This window comes from Micromonospora sp. CNZ286 (genome assembly GCF_014207755.1).
Genome location: NZ_JACHIZ010000001.1, coordinates 5,284,933 through 5,303,380, shown reverse-complemented (window position 1 = coordinate 5,303,380; position 18,448 = coordinate 5,284,933). Strand labels below are relative to the sequence as shown.

Sequence of the window (18,448 nt, the reverse complement as noted above, 5' to 3'; positions counted from 1 at the left end):
ACCACCGCTTGCGGCAACGCACAGTAAGGTCAGTCGGGTGAGCGCCACCGGCGAGCACGGCCAGCCGCAGTCGCGAACGATGAGGTGACCATGACCACCCCAGGCAAGACCCGTGTGGCGATCGTCTTCGGCGGCCGCAGCCCCGAGCACGGCATCTCCTGCGTCAGCGCCGGCAGCGTGCTGGCCGCGCTCGACCCGGACGAGTTCGAGGTGGTCCCGGTCGGCATCACCCGGCAGGGCCAGTGGGTGCTCGCCAGCGGCGACCCGAGCGGGCTCGCCATCGCCGACCGCAAGCTGCCCGAGATCACCGCCGGCTCCGGCGCCGAGCTGGTGCTGCGCGCCGATCCCGCCGTCGGCGGCCTGATGGTGCTCGACCCGGCCCAGGGGCCGGTCGCGCTGGCCGACGTGGACGTGGTCTTCCCGGTGCTGCACGGCGCGTACGGGGAGGACGGCACGATCCAGGGCATGCTGGAGATGGCCGACATCCCCTACGTCGGCGCGAACGTCTTCGCCTCCGCCGCGGCCATGGACAAGGAGTTCACCAAGAAGCTCTGCGCCGCCGAGGGCATCCCGGTCGGCCCGTACGCGGTGCTGCGCGCCGGGATGTCGCTGAGCGACGAGGACAAGGAGCGCCTCGGGCTGCCCGTCTTCGTCAAGCCGTCCCGGGCCGGCTCCTCGTTCGGCATCACCAAGGTCGACGACTGGGCGGACCTGGACGCCGCGCTCGTCACCGCCCGCGAGATCGACAGCAAGGTGCTCGTCGAAGGCGCCGTGGTCGGCCGCGAGATCGAGTGCGGCGTGCTGGAGGGCGAGGCCGGCGGCGCGCCGGAGGCCTCCGTGCTGGCCGAGGTGCGGATGATCGGCGACCGCGACTGGTACGACTTCGAGGCCAAGTACATCTTCGCCGACGAGGTCTGCGAGTACGACGTACCCGCCGACCTGCCCGAGCCGGTGGCCCGGCAGGTGCGCGACTACGCCACCCGGGCCTTCACCGCGCTCGACTGCTCCGGGCTGGCCCGGGTCGACTTCTTCGTGACCCCGCAGATGGACGTCTACCTCAACGAGATCAACACGATGCCGGGCTTCACCCCGACGTCGATGTTCCCGCGGATGTGGTCGGCCAGCGGGCTGGAGTACCCGAAGCTGGTCAACCGGCTGATCCGTACCGCCCTGCACCGCCGCGCCGGCCGCTGACCGCCCGTAGCGCCCCGCCGGCCGCTGAGCCGGCCGGGCGTCAGGCGGAGCAGCCCGAGGGGGCCTGCTTCGCCGAGGGGACCGAGCTGACGATCGTGTCGGAGATCGAGGTCACCCACTGCAACGGCGGCTCGTACGACTTCGGCACCCGCACCCGGATCGGGGTCTCCCGGTCGACCGTGGTCAGCACAGTGGCGTCGGCCTCCTGCGCCGCGTGCCAGCAGACCTGGTTGACCTTCCACACCTCGTCGGTGGGCGGGAACTGCGCCGGGCTGCCGCCGCAGGCCACCGTCAGCGCCGGGTCGCCGTACGCGGCGTTCTGCTCCGGGCCCGCGGTGACCGGGCGCTGCGTCAGGTCACGCACGCTGTCCGGGAGCTGCGACATCAGGGCCCGGCACAGGACGGTCGGGCGCTCGGCCAGCGCCGGGGCGGGCATCTCGACCGGCGCGCTCGACTGGGCCCGAGGGCTCGCCGACGCGCTCGGCCCGGCGTCCGGCGACTCCGGGGCCAGCTTGGCGAACGTGAACCCGGCGACCGCCACGGTCACCGGCACCGCGACGAGCGTCGCCCAGAGCGCGGCACGGCGGGTGGCGCCGTCCCGGCGGGGGGAGGTGTCCTTCTCGTCCACTTACAGCCGCACCACCGAACACGTGAGGGTGCGGGTGATGCCGGGCACCATCTGCACCTTGCTGACGATGAGTTTGCCGAGCTCGTCGACGGTGTTCGCCTCGGTGAGCACGACCACGTCGTACGGCCCGGTGACGGCGTCGACCCGTACCACGCCGGCCAGGTCCGCGATCAGACCGGCCACGTCACGCGCCCGGCCGACCTCGGTCTGGATGAGGATGTACGCCTGTACCACGACTCGACCTCCGTCCGTCGCCTCCGGGCGACCCGAAGGGTGAAACTACCGTACTGAGCGGCCGTGATCCCTATCGGTTGCCGGTCGGACGCGGTGAGCGAGCACACGCCGGTACGGACAGGGGTGGGACGTGCGGAACGACGCAGCGGAGCGAGGGGACGGAATGACGGTCACTGATGTCGGCGAGTTCGGCCTGATCGACCGGGTGACCGCCCGGCTGGCGCAGGGACAGAGCTGCCTGCTCGGCCCCGGCGACGACGGCGCGGTGGTGGCCGCACCGGACCGGCGGGTGGTCGCCTCGACCGACGTGCTGGTGGAGGGGCGGCACTTCCGCCGCGACTGGTCGTCGGCGCGGGACGTGGGACACCGGGCGGCGGCGGCCAACCTCGCCGACATCGCCGCCATGGGCGCCACCCCGACCGCACTGCTGGTCGCGCTCTGCATGCCGGCCGAACTGGACCCGGCCTGGGCCGAGGAACTGGCCGACGGGCTCGGCGCGGAGGCGGCGCTGGTCGGCGCGAGCGTGGTCGGCGGGGACATGTCCGGCAGCCCGACGCTCACCGTCGCGGTGACGGCGCTCGGCGACCTGGCCGGCCGCGACCCGGTGGTGCGCTCCGGCGCCCGCCCCGGCGACGTGGTGGCGCTGGCCGGGCGCACCGGCTGGTCGGCGGCCGGCTACACCGTGCTGTCCCGGGGTTTCCGCACGCCCCGGCTGCTGGTCGAGGCGTTCCGCCGCCCCGAGGTGCCGTACGCCGCCGGACCCGCTGCCGCCGCGGCAGGGGCCACCGCCATGATCGACGTGTCGGACGGGCTGCTGGCCGACCTCGGGCACGTGGCGACCGCCAGCGGCGTGGCGATCGACGTGAGCCGCGACGCGTTCGAGGTGCCCCGGCAGATGCGGGACGCGGCGCAGGCGCTCGGCGTCGACCCGTACACCTGGATCCTGGCCGGCGGCGAGGACCACGCGCTGGCGGCGACGTTCCCGGCGGACGCCGCGCTGCCCGAGGGCTGGCGGCCGGTCGGGCGGGTGGCGGCCGGCACCGGGGTCACCGTCGACGGTGCCGCCTACAGCGGCCCGCGCGGCTGGGACCACTTCCGCCGGACGGCGGAATAGCCGGCACAGCCGCCGGACGGCGGAATAACCGGCACAGCCGCCGGACGGGGAGACCAGCGGGCCCGGAGTGATCTGCGTCCGACCCGGGCCGCCGGGCCGGGCCGGGGCCGGCGGCGGTCGTAACCTGGCACGGTGAGCGAGATCGAGATCCGGGAGCGGCGCTTCGACGCGCCCGAGTCGCAGACGCTGATCCGGGCGGCGCTGGCCGACCTCGGCGCCCGGTACGGCGGCAGCGGCGACGAGACCCCTGTCGACGCGGCCGAGTTCACCCCGCCGGACGGCGCGTTCCTCGTCGCCTACCTGGACGGGCGGCCGGTGGGCTGCGGCGGCTGGCGCAGCCACGGCGAGGACGGCGACACGGCCGAGCTGAAGCGGATGTACACCGACCCGGCGGCCCGGGGCCGGGGCGTGGCCCGCGCGGTGCTCGGCGCGGTCGAGCGGTCCGCCCGCGACCACGGCCGCAAGCGGATCGTGCTGGAGTGCGGCGACAAGCAGCCCGAGGCGATCGCCATGTACACCTCGGCCGGCTACGAGCGGATCCCGAACTTCGGCTTCTACAAGGACGCCCCGGGCTGCCTGTCGTACGGCCGCACGCTCTAGCCGACCGAGATGCGGATCTCGCTCGCGGCGCGGCGGGCGGCGTTCGCGGCCTCGTCCGGGGTGGCGCCCCAGGCCATCAGGTGCCCGCTGCGGTGCGCCGAGGAGAGCAGCTCCGGCACTGTCTGACCGACCTTCGTCTCCACCTGCACGTCGAGCACGCCCGGCACGCGCAGCGCGTCGCGCCTGCCGTCCACGGCGGTGACCCGGCCGGGCGGCGCGATCAGGAACTCGATCGCCGCGGCGCCGGTCGCCCGCGCCGGCAGCGCCGGCCGTTCGCCGCGCAGGATCCGCAGGTACGCCTCGATGACGTCCCGCTCGTAGGCGATCGAGATGAGCGCGGTGATCATGTCGCCGGGCATCCGGGCCGCACACTCCACGAGCGTCGGCACGCCGTCGGCGAGGATCCATTCGCTGTGCAGCATGCCGCTGCGGAAGCCGGCCGCCTCGGCGAGACGTACCGCTGCGGCGCGCAGCGCGTCGTGCGCGTCGGCGGGCAGCGCGGACGGCACGGTGTGGCCGGTCTCCACCGGGTAGCGGCCGCCGGCGATCCGCTTGTCGGTGACGTTGGCGAAGACCACGTCGCCCTCGGCCACGAGCAGCTCCACGCTGTGCTCGGTGCCGACGAGCAGTTCCTCGACCAGCACACCGGTGGGCAGGCCGCGCTCGGTGGCCTCGGCCGGGTCGGGCGGGGCGGCGCTGGCCGCCCAGCGGGCCGGCACCTCGGCCGGGTCGGTGATCAGCTGCACGCCCAGGCTGCCCGAGCGGCGGGTGGGCTTGAGCACGCACCGGCCGCCGTGCGCCTGCGCGAACTCCACCGCCCGCGCCGGGTCGTCGACCAGCTCGTACGCCGGGTTCGCGAGCCCGATCCGGTCGGCGAGCAGCCGCATCCGGTGCTTGTCGGAGAAGACGTCCGCGGCCTCCACTCCGGCGCCCGGCAGGCCGAGCCGCTCGGCGAGCCGGGCGGCGGCGCCGACCGCGTACTCCAGGCCGGGCAGGACCAGCCGGGCGTCGGCGAGGCCGGGCTCGCGGGCGAGCAGGTCGTCGGGGTCGAAGCCGGTCTGGTACTCGGCCGCGACGAGGCGCCCGATCATCGGCAGCCGCTCGGCGAACCGGGCCAGGTCGCGGCGGGCGATCACGTCCGGCTCCTCGACCAGCACCACGCTGCCGGGCGGCAGTTCCTGGTCGAACCAGCTCAGCGAGCCGAACGACGCGCCCACCACCACCAGTTGCTCGCGGCCCAGATCGAGGTCCACCGGTCATCCTCCCCACGGCTCGCGCCGGAACCGGACGGCCGGCGCAGCAGCACCCTAACCGGCTCGTACCAGCGGGTCGCCGTACGGTCGGTCAGGGGTGCGGGGGCGGTCGGTGGATACCGGGCGACGGATCGCCGGGACACGACAGAAGCCGGCGGACCCCGAAGGGATCCGCCGGCGACCGACGATGTTCCGGTGGCGCTACCGCGTCAGGCGCGGGTGACCTTGCCGGCCTTGATGCACGAGGTGCAGACCTGCAACTTCTTGGTGGTGCCACCACCGGCCGGGGTACGCACCGACTGGATGTTCGGGTTCCAGCGGCGGTTGGTCCGCCGGTGCGAGTGGGACACGTTGTGGCCGAAGCCCGGCCCCTTGCCACAGACGTCGCACACGCTAGCCACGGGATACTCCTGGGATTGAAACGTTCATGAGGTCGCCGCCAGGCGCTGCCCGGGCAACCTGGTCAGGTTACCCGATGACAGTCGGTACGCCCAACCGGCCCTTTCGCGAGCCCACCCAGCGTACCGGCGTCCGGGCCGGGCCGTCGGCCGGGGCGGACACGCGGCGGACGACCCCGGCGCGTGTCGGTGTGCGCCAGTAGGCTTCCCGACGTGCTGGAGACCCTCGACGCCGCAGCGGTACGCCGCTGGTGCGCGAGCGGGCTGACCGCCCTCCGGGCCCACCAGGGCGAGATCGACGACTTGAACGTCTACCCGGTGCCCGACGGCGACACCGGCACCAACCTGGTGCTCACGTTCACCTCGGCCCAGCAGGCCCTGGCCATGGATCTCGGCACCCTTCCCGACGACGGGCACACCCCGCACGGGCACGCCTTGCGGCTGATGGCCCGGGGCGCGCTGCTCGGGGCGCGCGGCAACTCCGGCGTGATCCTCTCGCAGATCCTGCGCGGCCTCGCCGACACGCTCGCCGCCGTGCCCGCGGTGCGCGGGCGGCAGCTCGCCGACGCGCTGGCCGACGCCACCACCGCCGCCTACGCCGCTGTCGCCCGGCCGGTCGAGGGCACGCTGCTGAGCGTGGTCGCCGCCGCGGCCCACGCGGCCCGCCGGGCGGACAGCGACGACCTGCGCGCCGTGGCCCGGGCCGCCGCCGAGGCGGCGGCGCACGCGCTGGCGCGTACCCCCGAGCAGTTGCCGGAGCTGGCCCGCGCGGGCGTGGTCGACGCCGGCGGGCGCGGCCTGTGCCTGCTGCTGGACGCGCTCGTCGAGGTGATCACGGGGGAGAGCCCGGGGCAGCCGGCGTCCGCGCCGCCCGCCCGCCGCGCGCCGGTCACTGCCGTGCGGGAGAGCGGCTCCGACGCGTACGCCTACGAGGTGCAGTACCTGCTCGACGCGACCGACGAGGCGGTGAACCGGCTGCGCGCCGAGCTGGACGCGCTCGGCGACTCCGTGGCGATCGTCGGCGACGGCGCCGGTACCTGGAACGTGCACGTGCACGTCAACGACATCGGGGCGGCGGTCGAGGCGGGCGTGGTCGCCGGCCGCCCGCACCGGATCGGCGTGACCCGCTTCGCCGACCAGACCGCCCCGGCACCGGGGCCGCAGGTGGCGCTGCCCGACGGGCGGGCCGCCGTGGTGGTGGCCACCGGCGCGGGCATCGCGGAGCTGTTCGCCGCCGAGGGCGCCGTGGTGGTGCCCGCCAACCCGTCCACCGGTGAGCTGCTCGACGCGATCCGGGCCACCGGCGCCGCCCGGGTGGTGGTGCTGCCGAACGACCCGAACACCCAGTCGGTGGCGAGCGCGGCGGCCAAGGAGGCGCACGGCCTCGGCATCAAGGTGAGCGTGGTGCCGACCCGCTCGCCGGTGCAGGCGCTCGCGGCGCTCGCCGTACGTGATCCGAAGCGGCGGTTCGAGGACGACGTGATCGCGATGGCCGAGGCGGCCGGCGCCTGCCGGTACGCCGAGGTCTGCCACGCCGCCCGGGAGGCGCTCACCGTCGCCGGCCCGGCCCGCCCGGGTGACGTGCTGGCCCTGGTCGAGGGCGAGGTGCACCTGATCGGGCAGGATCTGGTCGACACCTGCACCGCAGTGGTGGACCGGATGCTCGGCGGTGGCGGCGAGCTGGTCACGCTGCTCTGCGGCGCCGACGCGCCGGCCGGGCTGGCCGACCGGGTCCGCGCGCACGTCGAGGGGGCCTGGCCGTTCGTCGAGGTGCAGGCGTACGAGGGCGGGCAGCCGCACTATCCGCTCCTGGTGGGGGTCGAATGACTGGTGAAGCGGCCACTGTGGACACGCCGCTGAAGAAGCTGGTCGGCGAGCGCACCGCGAAGGCGCTGGCCGGGCATCTCGACCTGCACACCGCGGGCGACCTGATCTACCACTTCCCGCGCCGGTACGACGAGCGCGGCGAGCACACCGACATCCGCTCGCTCGACGTGGGGGAGCAGGTCACGGTGCTCGCCCAGGTGCAGCGCACAGCGGTGCGCCCGATGCGCCAGCGGCGCGGCAACCTGCTGGAGGTCACCGTCGGCGACGGCTCCGGCGGCGTGCTCACCTGCACGTTCTTCGGCAACCAGGCGTGGCGGGAGCGGGAGCTGCGGCCCGGCCGGTGGGGGCTGTTCGCCGGCAAGGTGACCGAGTTCCGGGGCAAGCGGCAGCTCAACGGCCCGGAGTACGTCCTGCTCGGCGAGGGCGGCGAGGGCGAGGCGGCCGCAAACGAGGAGGTCGAGGAGTTCGCCGGGGCGCTGATCCCGGTCTACCCGGCCGCGGCGGCGGTCCCGACCTGGGTGATCGCCCGCTGCGTCCGCGTCGTGCTCGACACGTTCACCCCGCCGGAGGACCCGCTGCCGGCCACCGTGCGGGCCACCCGCAACCTGGCCGACATCGGCACCGCGCTGCGCGAGATCCACCGTCCGACCAGCAAGGAGGCGCTCTACCGGGCCCGCCGCCGGCTGAAGTGGGACGAGGCGTTCGCCGTGCAGCTCACGCTGGTGCAGCGCAAGCAGCGGGCGGCGGCGTCCCCGGGGCGGGCCCGGCCGGCGAAGGCGGGCGGCCTGCTCGACGCGTTCGACGCCCGGCTGCCGTACGAGCTGACCTCCGGCCAGCAGGTCGTCGGGCGGGAGATCGCCGCCGACCTGGCCCGGCCGCACCCGATGCACCGGCTGCTCCAGGGCGAGGTGGGCTCCGGCAAGACGGTGGTGGCGCTGCGCGCCATGCTCCAGGTGGTCGACGCCGGTGGGCAGGCCGCGCTGCTGGCCCCGACCGAGGTGCTCGCCGCCCAGCACCACAGGGGCATCCTCGACCTGCTCGGCCCGCTCGGCCGGGCCGGTGAGCTGGGCGCCGCCGACGACGCCACGCGGGTGGAGCTGGTCACCGGCTCGCTCGGCGCGGCGGCCCGGCGCCGGGCGCTGGCCGAGGTGGCCGAGGGACGCGCCGGCATCGTGCTCGGCACGCACGCCCTGCTCTACGAGGGCGTCGACTTCCACGACCTCGGCCTGGTGGTGGTGGACGAGCAGCACCGCTTCGGCGTGGAGCAGCGCGACGCGCTGCGCGCCAAGGCCGAGCAGCCGCCGCACGTGCTGGTGATGACCGCCACCCCGATCCCGCGCACCGTGGCCATGACCGTCTACGGCGATCTGGAGACCTCCACGCTGTCCCAGCTCCCGCAGGGCCGCTCGCCGATCGCCTCGCACGTGGTCCCGGCCGCCGAGAAACCGGCGTTCCTCGACCGGGCCTGGCGCCGGCTGCGCGAGGAGGTCACGAAGGGCCACCAGGCGTACGTGGTGTGCCCGCGTATCGGTGAGGGGCCGGTGTCGGACGAGGAGCCGCCGCGGGAGGACGACAACGGCCGCCGCCCGCCGCTGGCGGTGACCGAGGTGGCCCCGCTGCTGGCCGAGGGGCCGCTGCACGGGCTGCGGATCGGGGTGCTGCACGGGCGGCTGCCTGCGGACGAGAAGGACGCGGTGATGCGCGCGTACGCCGACGGCGAGCTGGACGTGCTGGTCGCGACCACAGTGGTCGAGGTCGGCGTGAACGTGCCGAACGCGACGGTGATGATCGTGCTGGACGCCGACCGGTTCGGCGTCTCCCAGCTGCACCAGTTGCGCGGCCGGGTGGGCCGGGGCTCGGCCGCCGGTCTCTGCCTGCTGGTCACCGAGGCGGCCGAGGGTTCGTCCGCGCGGGAGCGGCTGGACGCGGTCGCCTCCACCACCGACGGCTTCAAGCTCGCCGAACTCGATCTGGAGCAGCGCCGGGAGGGCGACGTGCTGGGCGCGACCCAGTCCGGCCGGCGTTCGCACCTGCGGCTGCTGTCGCTGCTGCGCGACACCGAGCTGATTCGCGACGCGCGGGCCGAGGCGATCGAACTGGTCGAGGACGACCCGGATCTTTCCCGGCATCCGGCGCTGGCGGCGTCGGTCGCCGCGCTCGTCGACGAGGAGCGCGCCGAATACCTGGAGAAGGGCTGACGCGCGGGCTCGCACGGCGCCCCGGTGCGGCCTCGCGGGACTGCGGCACGGGCGTCGCGTGCCTAGGCTCGCGCAGATGTCGACACCATCACTCGAACACGGCGTGCTCCTTCTGACCCGCGGCGACGAACTCGCTGTGGACCGGGTCGCCGGAGTCGCCGACGAGGCGTCCGGCCGGCTGTGCACGGCGGCGACGCGGTTCCAGATCGCGTCGATCAGCAAGCAGATGGCCGCAGTGGCGGTGCTGCTGCTCGCCGAGCGGGGGGCGCTGAGCCTGTCCGATCCGGTGGTACGCCGGCTGCCCGGCACGCCGCCGCCGGAGTGGTCCGGCATCACACTGCACCACCTGCTCACCCACACGTCGGGCTGGGCCACTGGGAGGACTACCCGGCGATCGACCTGCACGGGCCGGCCGAGCCGGACGAGCTGCTCGACCGGTTCGCGGCGCTGCCGCCGCTGTTCCGGCCCGGCGCGGGGTGGCACTACAGCAGCCCCGGCTACGTGCTGCTGGCCCGGACCGTCGAGCGCGTGGCCGACCGGCCGTACGCCGAGTTCCTCGCCGACGAGGTCTTCGCGCCGCTGGGCATGACCGGTAGCTTCGCCGGCGCGGGCGACGGACGGCCGGACGTGGCGGTCGGACACGTGGGCGGCCGTCCGGTGCCGTCGTGGGACCTGGCGACCGTCAGCATGGGCGCGGGTGACGTCTGGTGCACCGGCGCGGACCTGCTCACCTGGCTGGACGTACCGCGCCGGGGCCGGCTGCTCGCCCCGGACTCGGTGGCGGCGATGACCGCACCGCACGCGGCCACCGGACGGCCCGACGAGGCGTACGGCTACGGCTTCTTCGTCGGCCCGCTGGCCGGCCGGCGGGCGCTGCACCATTCGGGGGACAACGGCGGCTACAAGGCGTTCGCCGCCTGGCTGCCCGAATCCGACCAGCGGCTCGTCCTGCTGACCAACCGGGCCGAGGTCGATCCGAGAACGATCACGTCGGCGCTCGACACCCCCGAGGCGCGGTGATCCACGCGAGGTCCGGCCGGGCGGGTGGCCGACGCGTCACCGGGCCGGGCGTCGCGTAGCGTCGGGGCATGCGCAGGGAGCGACGGTGACCCGGATCGTGGCCGGCACGCTCGGCGGCCGGCGGATCGCCGCGCCACCAGGCGCCGGCACCCGTCCCACCTCCGACCGGGTCCGTGAGGCGCTGTTCAGCGCCGTGCACTCCCACGTCGACCTGGACGGGGCGCGCTTCGCCGACCTGTACGCCGGTTCCGGCGCGGTCGGTCTGGAGGCGCTGTCCCGGGGCGCGGCCCACGTCCTGCTCGTCGAGTCCGACGCGCGGGCCGCCCGGGTGATCCGGGAGAACATCGCCGCGCTCCGGGCCGCGCCGGCCGCGCGCCTGGTCACCGGCAAGGTCGCCACCGTGCTGGCGGCCGGACCCACCGACGGGCCGTACGACGTGGTCTTCGCCGATCCGCCGTACGCGGTGCCGGACGCCGAGATCACCGCGATGCTGGCGGCGCTGGTCGACGGCGCCTGGCTCGCCCCGGACGCCCTGGTGGTCGTCGAGCGGTCCAGCCGTACCGGACCGGTCACGTGGGTGGAAGGTGTCACTCCGGAGCGCAGCAGACGTTACGGCGAGACCACTCTTTGGTACGGTCGCCGATCATGAGACGTGCGGTCTGCCCGGGCTCGTTCGACCCGGTCACCAACGGACACCTCGACATCATCGGCCGGGCCAGCCGGTTGTTCGACGAGGTGATCGTCGGAGTGCTGGTCAACCAGTCGAAGCAGGGCCTGTTCACCGTCGAGGAGCGGATCGCCATGCTCCGCGAGGTGACCGCCTCGTACGACAACGTCCGGGTGGAGTCGTTCCGCGGCCTGCTCGTCGACTTCTGCCGCGCCCAGCAGGCGAGTGTGCTGATCAAGGGCCTGCGTGCGGTGAGCGACTTCGACTACGAGCTGCAGATGGCGCAGATGAACATCGGCCTGGCCGGCGTGGAGACGCTCTTCATGCCGACCAACCCGCTCTACTCGTTCATCTCGTCCAGCCTGATCAAGGACGTGGCGAAGTGGGGCGGCGACATCTCCGCCCACGTCCCCGACCTGGTCCGAGCCCAGCTCGCCACCCGCCTCCGCCCCTGACCCCCGCCCGCCCTCGCCCCACCCCCGCGATCTTGCACTTTCGGCCCGGACATTCCTCCCGCAAGGGACGAGTGCCGGGCCGCAAGTGCAAGATCGCCGAGTGGAGGGTGGGGGAGGGCGACGCGCCGGGTGGGGCGGGTGGGGTGCTTGTGGCCCGGGCGCGACATGATGTCAGCAGCGCCGAGACGGGGCGTAGGCCGCATGATGGAGGGCGGCCGACGAAGACAGGAGTGAGGTACCGGTGGACCCGCTCGATCGCATCGACGAACTCATCGCCATGGTGGAGCAGGCCCGCTCCGTCCCGATGTCGCGCAACAACTGCATGGTCGACCGGGGCGAGATGATCGCCACGCTCGACGAGCTGCGCGCGGAGCTTCCCGCGGACCTGCGCCGGGCCGCCGCGCTGCTGGAGGAGCGGGACAAGATCATGGAGGCCGGCAAGCGCGAGGCCGACCGGATCATCAGCGAGGGTGAGGCGGAACACGCCCGGCTGGTCTCGGTCAACGAGATCACCGTCTCGGCCGAGCACGAGGGTGCCCGGATCATCGCCGAGGCGCGGGCCGAGGCGCAGCGCCTCCGCGAGGAGGTGGACGACTACGTCGACACCGCGCTGGCGAACTTCGAGCAGTTCCTCACCCGGGCGCTGGCCTCGATAGAGCGCGGCCGGGACAAGATGCACGCGCTGCGCGAGATCGGCACCTTCGCCGGGGACGAGCCGGACCGCCCGCTACCCTTCTGAGCGGCGCGCAGGCCGGTCGCCGACAGCCGGCTGCCGTCGAGCCGGAGGTGAGCCCCGGTTCGACGGTCCGCCCACCTGGCAGGTAACCTTCTTTGTCGGCCTCTCAACGGCCGGAGTCTGACTATGCCCAAACACTCGCCAAGCACACTCGACCCCAGGTCGCCGCTGGTTCTCGACACGAGAGAACTGCCGCGCCGACCTGGCGCGTTGCGTACGCACAAGCGGGTCGTGCCGGCACCGGCGGACCTCGGCGTGGAGTTGATCAGTGTGCCGGAGGGCGCGGACCTCGACCTCGACCTGAGGTTGGAGTCGGTGTCCGAGGGCGTGCTCGTCTCCGGGACCGTCACCGGTCCCGTCAAGGGCGAGTGCGGCCGCTGCCTGCGCGAGATCGACGACTCGTTGGCCGTGACGATCCAGGAGCTGTACGCGTACGAGAACAGCGCCACGGACGACACGACCGACACCGACGAGGTGGGCCGGATGCAGGGCGATCTGATCGACCTGGAGCCGGCGTTGCGGGACGCGGTGGTGCTGGCGCTGCCGACCAACCCGCTCTGCCGGGAGGACTGCCCAGGGCTGTGCCCCGAGTGTGGGGTGCACTGGGACGATCTGCCGGCCGACCACAGCCATCAGCAGGTCGACCCGCGTTGGGCGAGCCTGACGCAACTGACCCGTACAGAGGAGTAAGAACCGTGGCCGTCCCCAAGCGCAAGATGTCGCGCAGCAACACCCGCGCCCGCCGGGCGAACTGGAAGGCCTCGGCGGTGGCGACCGTGGCCTGCCCGCAGTGCAAGTCGGCCAAGCTGCCGCACACCGCCTGCTCCGTCTGCGGCACCTACAACGGCCGTCAGGTCCTCGAGGTCTGACCCGGCCGCCGAGTGACGTCCCCGACCACCGGTCGGGTGACGCGCGCACCAAGGCTCTCGCCCGGTGCCCCGGCTCCCGCCACCGCCGACCGGCTCACGGCCGGCGGACCGTCGGAGCCGGGCACCGCGCGGATCGCCGTCGACCTCCTCGGCGGGGACGATGCTCCCGCCGTCGTGGTTGACGGCGCTCTGCGAGCGGTACGCACGGATCCCGCCCTGCACCTGATGCTCGTCGGCCCGATCGAGGTGGCCGACGAGCTGATCGGTGCGCTCGACCCGGCTCAGCGCGCACGGGTCACGGTCCGCCCGGTGCGGACCGCCGTCGGCATGGCCGACCATCCCACCGCCGCCCGCGGCGAGAGCACGGTACGCACCGCCGTGCAGGCGGTCCGCGACGGGCTCGCCGACGCGGTCGTCTCCGCCGGCTCGACCGGTGCCACAGTCACCGCCGCCGCGCTCGGCCTCGGCCGCTGGACCGGGATCCGCCGCCCGGCGCTCGCCGCCACGCTGCCCGCCGTCGAAGGGCCGGTGGTGCTGCTCGACGTCGGCGGCACGCTCGAACCCGGCCCGGCCACGCTGGCCCGGCACGCCCTCCTCGGCGCCGCCTACGCGTCGGTGGCCCACGCCGTCACCGCACCCCGCGTCGGGCTGCTCTCCGTCGGCCTGGAGACCGGCAAGGGCGACCGGCTGCGCCGCGTAGCCGCGCCCGCGCTGGCCGCCGCGCCGCTGCCCTGCGACGGCCGCTACGTCGGCCTGGTCGAGGGGTACGACATCTCGCTCGGCACCCGCGCCGACGTCGTGGTGACCGACGGTTTCACCGGAAACGTCCTGCTGAAGGCCATCGAGGGCGCGTACGCCATGGCCGGCGGCCCACCGTCACGCGGTGGCGCCCCACGTGCCGCCGCGCTGCTCGGGGTGGGCGGCACCGTGGTGGTGTGCCACGGCGCGGCCGGCTCCGAGGACGTCGCCTCCGGTATCGCGCTCGCGGCCCACCTGTGGCGCCGCGACGCCGCCGGAACGGTCCGCGCCCTGCTCGCCGACATCCCGCACGATCTCGCACCTGACCGACACGACACCGAGGTAGCACCATGACCAACGACAAGCGGCGGCGTGCTCCCGTCGGCCACCTGGAGGCGGCCTTCGGGGTGTCGCTCGACCCGGAACTGCTGGAGCGCGCGCTGACCCACCGCTCGTACGCGTACGAGAACGGCGGCCTGCCCACGAACGAGCGGCTGGAGTTCCTGGGCGACTCGGTCCTCGGCGTGGTGATCACCACAGCGCTGTTCCACAACCACCCCGACCTGCCCGAGGGGCAGCTGGCGAAGCTGCGCGCCAGCGTGGTCAACATGCGGGCGCTCGCCGACGTGGCGCGTGGTCTCGGCCCGGACGGGCTGGGCGCGTACCTGCTGCTCGGCAAGGGCGAGGAGGCCACCGGCGGACGGGACAAGGCGAGCATCCTGGCCGACACGCTGGAGGCGCTGCTGGGCGCGATCTATCTCCAGTACGGCCTGGACACCGCCGCCATCGTCATCCACCGGCTGTTCGACCCGCTGATGGCCGAGTCGGCGGGCCGGGGCGCGGCGCTGGACTGGAAGACCAGCCTCCAGGAGCTGACCGCCGCGCTCGGGCTCGGCGTGCCCGAGTACCGGATCGAGGGCACCGGGCCGGATCACCTGAAGACGTTCACCGCGTGGGTGGTGGTGGCCGGCAACCGCTACGGCGGCGCGGAGGGACGCAGCAAGAAGGAGGCCGAGCAGCGCGCGGCCGAGTCGGCCTGGCGGACGCTCACCGAGCAGGCCGAGGCGGAGGCGGCGGCGCAGGCCCAGGCGGAGACGAGCCCGCAGGTCCAGGACGACGCGACGGACGTCGAGGCGGGCGCGGGCCGTGCCTGAGCTGCCCGAGGTCGAGACCGTCCGGGTGGGACTCGCCCAGTGGGTGATCGGCCGGCGGATCGCCGCCGTCGAGGTACGCCACCCCCGGGCCGTACGCCGGCACGCGCCCGGTGGCGCGCACTTCGCCGACGTGCTCGCCGGCCGGACGGTCACCGGCGTGCAGCGCCGGGGCAAGTACCTCTGGCTGCCGCTGGACAGCGGCGACGCGGTGATCGGCCACCTCGGCATGTCCGGCCAGCTGCTGCTGCAGCCGGTCGGCGCGGCCGACGAACTGCACCTGCGGGTCCGGTTCCGATTCGCCGACGACGGGCCGGAACTGCGCTTCGTCGACCAGCGCACGTTCGGCGGGCTGTCCGTGTCCGAAGGTGGGGCGGAGCTGCCCGCCGAGATCGCCCACATCGCCCGCGACCCGATGGACCCGGAGTTCTCCGACGAGGCGTTCGTGGCGGCGCTGCGGCGCAAGCGTACGGAGATCAAACGCGCGCTGCTCGACCAGACGCTGATCTCCGGGGTGGGCAACATCTACGCCGACGAGGCACTGTGGCGGGCGAAGCTGCACGGCACCCGCCCGGCCGACGCGCTCACCCGTCCGGCCGCGCTGCGGCTGCTCGGGCACGTGCGGGACGTGCTCGCCGAGGCGATCAAGCAGGGTGGCACCAGCTTCGACGAGCTGTACGTCAACGTCAACGGCGAGAGCGGCTACTTCGACCGGTCGCTGAACGCGTACGGCCGGGAGGGGGAGTCCTGCCCGCGCTGCGGCGCGCCGATCCGGCGGGAGGCGTTCATGAACCGGTCCTCCTACAGCTGCCCGCGATGCCAGCCGCGGCCCCGGGGCACCCTCCGGGGATGACCCCGAGCCGGTTCGGGGTTGCGCCCGTGTGCTTCGCCCGACGGTCCCCGGAGACGCGCCGGAGCGTACCCGGAGATGCCCTTTTCCGCCCGGTCCGCGCGGCCGGTTCCGGCCGCGCGGACCTCGTCCGCCGGATCGGGGACGAGCGGGGGCCGTTCCCCGATGTCGGGGCCCCGCCTGCTGCCTAGCGTCATCTGGGGTCGGCACAGGGCCGGCATCAGGAGGGTGGAACCCGGGACATGGGCAGGCGACCGGTGACCGTGCGGCTGGCACGGTGGAGTGCGGAGCATCCGTGGCGCGCGATCGCGTTGTGGGTGGTCTTCGTGGCGGTGTGTTTCGTGGGCGGCAGCGCCGCCGGGCTGAACGAGGCGACCGACGAGGATCAGGCGATCGGCGAGTTCGGACAGGCACAGCTGATCGTCGACAGTGGCGGGTTCGACCGGCCGGCGACCGAGAACGTGCTGATCACCGCCCGCTCGGGCTCGCTCGACCAGGCCGCGGCGAAGGCCGCCGCGCAGGACGCGGCGGACCGGCTGCGGCAGGTCGACGGCGTGGCCTCGATCGGTACGCCGATGCCGTCGCGCGACGGCAGCGCGCTGCTGGTGCCGATCACCATGTCGGGCGACCCGGGCACCGCCGGTGACCGGGTGCAGCCGCTGCGGGACACCACCACGAAGGTGCAGGACGCGCACCCGCAGCTACGGGTGGAGCAGGTCGGCGGCCCGTCGATCGACAAGGCGCTCGACGACACGCTCGGCAAGGACTTCAAGCGCGCCGAGCTGCTCAGCCTGCCGGTGACGCTGGCCATCCTGATCATCGCGTTCGGCGCGCTGATCGCCGCCGGAGTGCCGGTGCTGCTGGCGCTCTCCTCGGTGGCCGCCGCGATGGGCCTCTCCACACTCGCCTCGCACCTGGTGCCGGCCACCGACACCACCGCCAGCGTCATCCTGCTGATCGGCATGGCGGTCGGCGTGGACTACTCGCTGTTCTACGTGCGGCGGGAACGGGAGGAACGGGCCAAGGGCCGATCCGGACTGGACGCGGTGGAGATCGCGGCGGAGACCTCCGGGCACGCCGTGGTGGTCTCCGGCACCGCTGTGATCATCTCGATGGGCGGTCTGCTGCTCGCCCAGGACGCGATCTTCTCGTCGCTGGCGGTCGGCTCGATCCTGGTGGTCGCGGTCGCCGTGATCGGCTCGCTCACAGTGCTGCCGGCGCTGCTGGCGAAGCTGGGCCGCTGGGTGGACCGGCCGCGGGTGCCGCTGCTGTGGCGCCTCACCGCCCCGCGCGACGGGCAGCCGGCCCGGCCCCGGTTCTGGCCGGCGGTGCTCAAGCCGGCGCTGCGCGCGCCGGTGGCCACGCTGCTGATCTCGGTCGCGCTGCTGCTCGCGCTCGCCGCGCCCGCGCTCGGCATGAAGCTGAAGTTCCCCGGCCCGGAGGACGTGCCGCGCACCACGGCGGCCATGCAGGCGTACGACCGGCTCACCGCGGCCTTCCCGAGCAACGGCACCAGCCACACGGTCGCCGTGCGGGCACCCGCCGAGCAGGCCGACCGGGTGCGGGCCGCGCTCACCGACCTGGCCGGCCGTACCGCCGCCGACCCGCTCTTCGCGCCGGCCGAGGGGGACGGCCCGGAGATCCAGGTGTCGGCGGACCGGCGGGTGTCGGTGCTGGAGGTGGCCACGACGCACGCCAGCCGCTCCGACGAGGCGTCCCGGTCGCTGCACGAGCTGCGCGAGGACCTGGTCCCGGCCACGCTCGGCGGCATCCCGGGCGTGGAGTACGCGGTCGGCGGCGGCGTGGCCGCCAGCGAGGACTACGCCGCCCACATCTGGGCGAAGCTGCCGATCGTCGCGGCGTTCGTGCTGGCGCTGACGTTCCTGGTGATGGCGTGGACGTTCCGGTCGATGGTGGTGGCGCTGACCTCGATCGTGCTGAACCTGCTCTCCGCCGGCGCCGCGTACGGGCTGCTGGTGCTGGTCTTCCAGAGCACCTGGGCGGAGGGGCTGCTCGGCTTCACCTCGATGGACGCGATCGTCACCTGGCTGCCGCTGTTCCTGTTCGTGGTGCTGTTCGGACTGTCGATGGACTACCACGTCTTCGTGGTCAGCCGGATCCGCGAGGCGGTCGACCGGGGGATGCCGACCCGGGAGGCGGTGGCGCACGGGATCACCTCGTCGGCCGGGGTGGTGACCAGTGCGGCGGTGGTGATGGTGGCGGTGTTCTCCATCTTCGCCACGCTCAGCATGATCGACTTCAAGCAGCTCGGCATCGGCCTGGCGGCGGCGATCCTGCTGGACGCCACGATCATCCGCGCGGTCGTGCTGCCCTCGGTGATGACGCTGCTGGGTGACGCGAACTGGTGGGCGCCGAGGTTCATGCGCCGCCGTACGCCCACCCCGGCGGTCGAGCCGCCGCCCGCCCCGGCGCCGGAGCTGGTCGGCGCCCGCTGACCCCGAGCGGACCCGCCCCGGCGCCCAACCGGAAGTGCCGAACAGCTTGACATCAGTTCC

Annotated in this window: 19 protein-coding genes and 1 pseudogene; 16 read left to right on the top strand and 4 right to left on the bottom strand. The window is 74.1% G+C overall.

All coding sequences use genetic code 11. From position 1 onward, the window contains the following. Nucleotides 1–90: 90 nt before the first annotated feature. Nucleotides 91–1,194 carry a D-alanine--D-alanine ligase family protein gene (locus tag FHX31_RS23360; RefSeq protein WP_013284545.1) on the top strand — a complete coding sequence of 368 codons (1,104 nt, stop codon included), beginning with the start codon at nucleotides 91–93 and terminating at the stop codon, nucleotides 1,192–1,194. Between the two features lie 40 nt (nucleotides 1,195–1,234). Here FHX31_RS23360 and FHX31_RS23355 read toward each other — a convergent pair whose 3' ends face one another. Both FHX31_RS23355 and FHX31_RS23350 read right to left on the bottom strand, forming a co-directional pair. After that, complete coding sequence (locus FHX31_RS23355) at nucleotides 1,235–1,822, bottom strand: DUF3515 family protein (RefSeq protein ID WP_013284546.1); 588 nt, start codon at nucleotides 1,820–1,822, stop codon at nucleotides 1,235–1,237. Next, nucleotides 1,823–2,056: an Lrp/AsnC ligand binding domain-containing protein gene (locus FHX31_RS23350; RefSeq protein ID WP_013284547.1), complete on the bottom strand. Its 234-nt coding sequence runs from the start codon at nucleotides 2,054–2,056 to the stop codon at nucleotides 1,823–1,825. It lies immediately after the preceding gene. 163 nt (nucleotides 2,057–2,219) lie between these two features. Between FHX31_RS23350 and FHX31_RS23345 the strand changes: the two genes are divergently transcribed. Continuing rightward, nucleotides 2,220–3,170 carry a thiamine-phosphate kinase gene (locus FHX31_RS23345; RefSeq protein WP_013284548.1) on the top strand — a complete coding sequence of 317 codons (951 nt, stop codon included), beginning with the start codon at nucleotides 2,220–2,222 and terminating at the stop codon, nucleotides 3,168–3,170. A 132-nt stretch (nucleotides 3,171–3,302) separates the two neighbouring features. Beyond that, a complete protein-coding gene (locus tag FHX31_RS23340; RefSeq protein ID WP_123111040.1) occupies nucleotides 3,303–3,770 on the top strand; it encodes a GNAT family N-acetyltransferase in 468 nt (155 codons plus the stop codon). Here the strand turns inward: FHX31_RS23340 and FHX31_RS23335 are convergent. Together FHX31_RS23335 and rpmB are read right to left on the bottom strand one after the other, a co-directional pair. After that, nucleotides 3,767–5,023, bottom strand: coding sequence for an ATP-grasp domain-containing protein (locus FHX31_RS23335; RefSeq protein ID WP_123111041.1), 1,257 nt, complete (start codon nucleotides 5,021–5,023; stop codon nucleotides 3,767–3,769). The two genes, FHX31_RS23340 and FHX31_RS23335, sit on opposite strands and share 4 nt — an antisense overlap. 209 nt (nucleotides 5,024–5,232) lie before the next feature. After that, nucleotides 5,233–5,424, bottom strand: coding sequence for a 50S ribosomal protein L28 (gene rpmB / locus FHX31_RS23330; RefSeq protein WP_013284551.1), 192 nt, complete (start codon nucleotides 5,422–5,424; stop codon nucleotides 5,233–5,235). Between the two features lie 210 nt (nucleotides 5,425–5,634). Here rpmB and FHX31_RS23325 point away from each other — a divergent pair, with 210 nt between their 5' ends. The 13 genes and pseudogenes from FHX31_RS23325 to FHX31_RS23270 all read left to right on the top strand — a co-directional run bounded on the left by FHX31_RS23325 (nucleotide 5,635) and on the right by FHX31_RS23270 (nucleotide 18,388). Then, entirely contained in the window at nucleotides 5,635–7,248 is a 1,614-nt protein-coding gene (locus FHX31_RS23325) for a DAK2 domain-containing protein (protein WP_013474347.1), read from the top strand. Continuing rightward, nucleotides 7,245–9,446 carry an ATP-dependent DNA helicase RecG gene (recG, locus tag FHX31_RS23320; RefSeq protein WP_013474348.1) on the top strand — a complete coding sequence of 734 codons (2,202 nt, stop codon included), beginning with the start codon at nucleotides 7,245–7,247 and terminating at the stop codon, nucleotides 9,444–9,446. The genes FHX31_RS23325 and recG overlap by 4 nt, the downstream gene beginning before the upstream one ends. Nucleotides 9,447–9,522: 76 nt before the next feature. Then, nucleotides 9,523–9,765, top strand: a pseudogene (locus FHX31_RS32805) (serine hydrolase); the annotation flags it as partial. Nucleotides 9,766–9,767: 2 nt separating this feature from the next. Further along, complete coding sequence (locus tag FHX31_RS23315; protein ID WP_402882688.1) at nucleotides 9,768–10,466, top strand: serine hydrolase domain-containing protein; 699 nt, start codon at nucleotides 9,768–9,770, stop codon at nucleotides 10,464–10,466. 85 nt (nucleotides 10,467–10,551) lie between these two features. After that, nucleotides 10,552–11,115: a 16S rRNA (guanine(966)-N(2))-methyltransferase RsmD gene (rsmD, locus tag FHX31_RS23310; protein WP_013474350.1), complete on the top strand. Its 564-nt coding sequence runs from the start codon at nucleotides 10,552–10,554 to the stop codon at nucleotides 11,113–11,115. Then, entirely contained in the window at nucleotides 11,112–11,588 is a 477-nt protein-coding gene (gene coaD, locus FHX31_RS23305) for a pantetheine-phosphate adenylyltransferase (RefSeq protein WP_013284556.1), read from the top strand. The genes rsmD and coaD overlap by 4 nt, the downstream gene beginning before the upstream one ends. Nucleotides 11,589–11,829: 241 nt before the next feature. Continuing rightward, nucleotides 11,830–12,327 carry an SPFH domain-containing protein gene (locus tag FHX31_RS23300; protein WP_013284557.1) on the top strand — a complete coding sequence of 166 codons (498 nt, stop codon included), beginning with the start codon at nucleotides 11,830–11,832 and terminating at the stop codon, nucleotides 12,325–12,327. A gap of 123 nt (nucleotides 12,328–12,450) precedes the next feature. Beyond that, complete coding sequence (locus FHX31_RS23295) at nucleotides 12,451–13,014, top strand: YceD family protein (protein ID WP_013284558.1); 564 nt, start codon at nucleotides 12,451–12,453, stop codon at nucleotides 13,012–13,014. Nucleotides 13,015–13,019: 5 nt separating this feature from the next. After that, a complete protein-coding gene (gene rpmF / locus FHX31_RS23290) occupies nucleotides 13,020–13,193 on the top strand; it encodes a 50S ribosomal protein L32 (RefSeq protein ID WP_013284559.1) in 174 nt (57 codons plus the stop codon). A gap of 132 nt (nucleotides 13,194–13,325) precedes the next feature. Beyond that, a complete protein-coding gene (locus FHX31_RS23285) occupies nucleotides 13,326–14,285 on the top strand; it encodes a fatty acid synthesis plsX protein (protein WP_030269999.1) in 960 nt (319 codons plus the stop codon). Then, a complete protein-coding gene (gene rnc / locus FHX31_RS23280) occupies nucleotides 14,282–15,085 on the top strand; it encodes a ribonuclease III (RefSeq protein ID WP_013284561.1) in 804 nt (267 codons plus the stop codon). Before FHX31_RS23285 ends, rnc begins: the two co-directional genes overlap by 4 nt. Further along, nucleotides 15,078–15,935, top strand: a complete 858-nt coding sequence (mutM, locus tag FHX31_RS23275; protein ID WP_184977186.1) for a bifunctional DNA-formamidopyrimidine glycosylase/DNA-(apurinic or apyrimidinic site) lyase — start codon at nucleotides 15,078–15,080, stop codon at nucleotides 15,933–15,935. Before rnc ends, mutM begins: the two co-directional genes overlap by 8 nt. A 239-nt stretch (nucleotides 15,936–16,174) precedes the next feature. Beyond that, nucleotides 16,175–18,388: an MMPL family transporter gene (locus tag FHX31_RS23270; RefSeq protein ID WP_184977185.1), complete on the top strand. Its 2,214-nt coding sequence runs from the start codon at nucleotides 16,175–16,177 to the stop codon at nucleotides 18,386–18,388. Nucleotides 18,389–18,448 lie beyond the last annotated feature (60 nt).

Coding starts and splice junctions, on each gene's coding strand:
- rnc (WP_013284561.1), top strand. CDS start 14,282: ATGACCAACGACAAGCGGCGGCGTGCTCCCGTCGGCCACCTGGAGGCG.
- recG (WP_013474348.1), top strand. CDS start 7,245: ATGACTGGTGAAGCGGCCACTGTGGACACGCCGCTGAAGAAGCTGGTC.
- FHX31_RS23295 (WP_013284558.1), top strand. CDS start 12,451: ATGCCCAAACACTCGCCAAGCACACTCGACCCCAGGTCGCCGCTGGTT.
- coaD (WP_013284556.1), top strand. CDS start 11,112: ATGAGACGTGCGGTCTGCCCGGGCTCGTTCGACCCGGTCACCAACGGA.
- FHX31_RS23360 (WP_013284545.1), top strand. CDS start 91: ATGACCACCCCAGGCAAGACCCGTGTGGCGATCGTCTTCGGCGGCCGC.
- FHX31_RS23270 (WP_184977185.1), top strand. CDS start 16,175: ATGGGCAGGCGACCGGTGACCGTGCGGCTGGCACGGTGGAGTGCGGAG.
- FHX31_RS23345 (WP_013284548.1), top strand. CDS start 2,220: ATGACGGTCACTGATGTCGGCGAGTTCGGCCTGATCGACCGGGTGACC.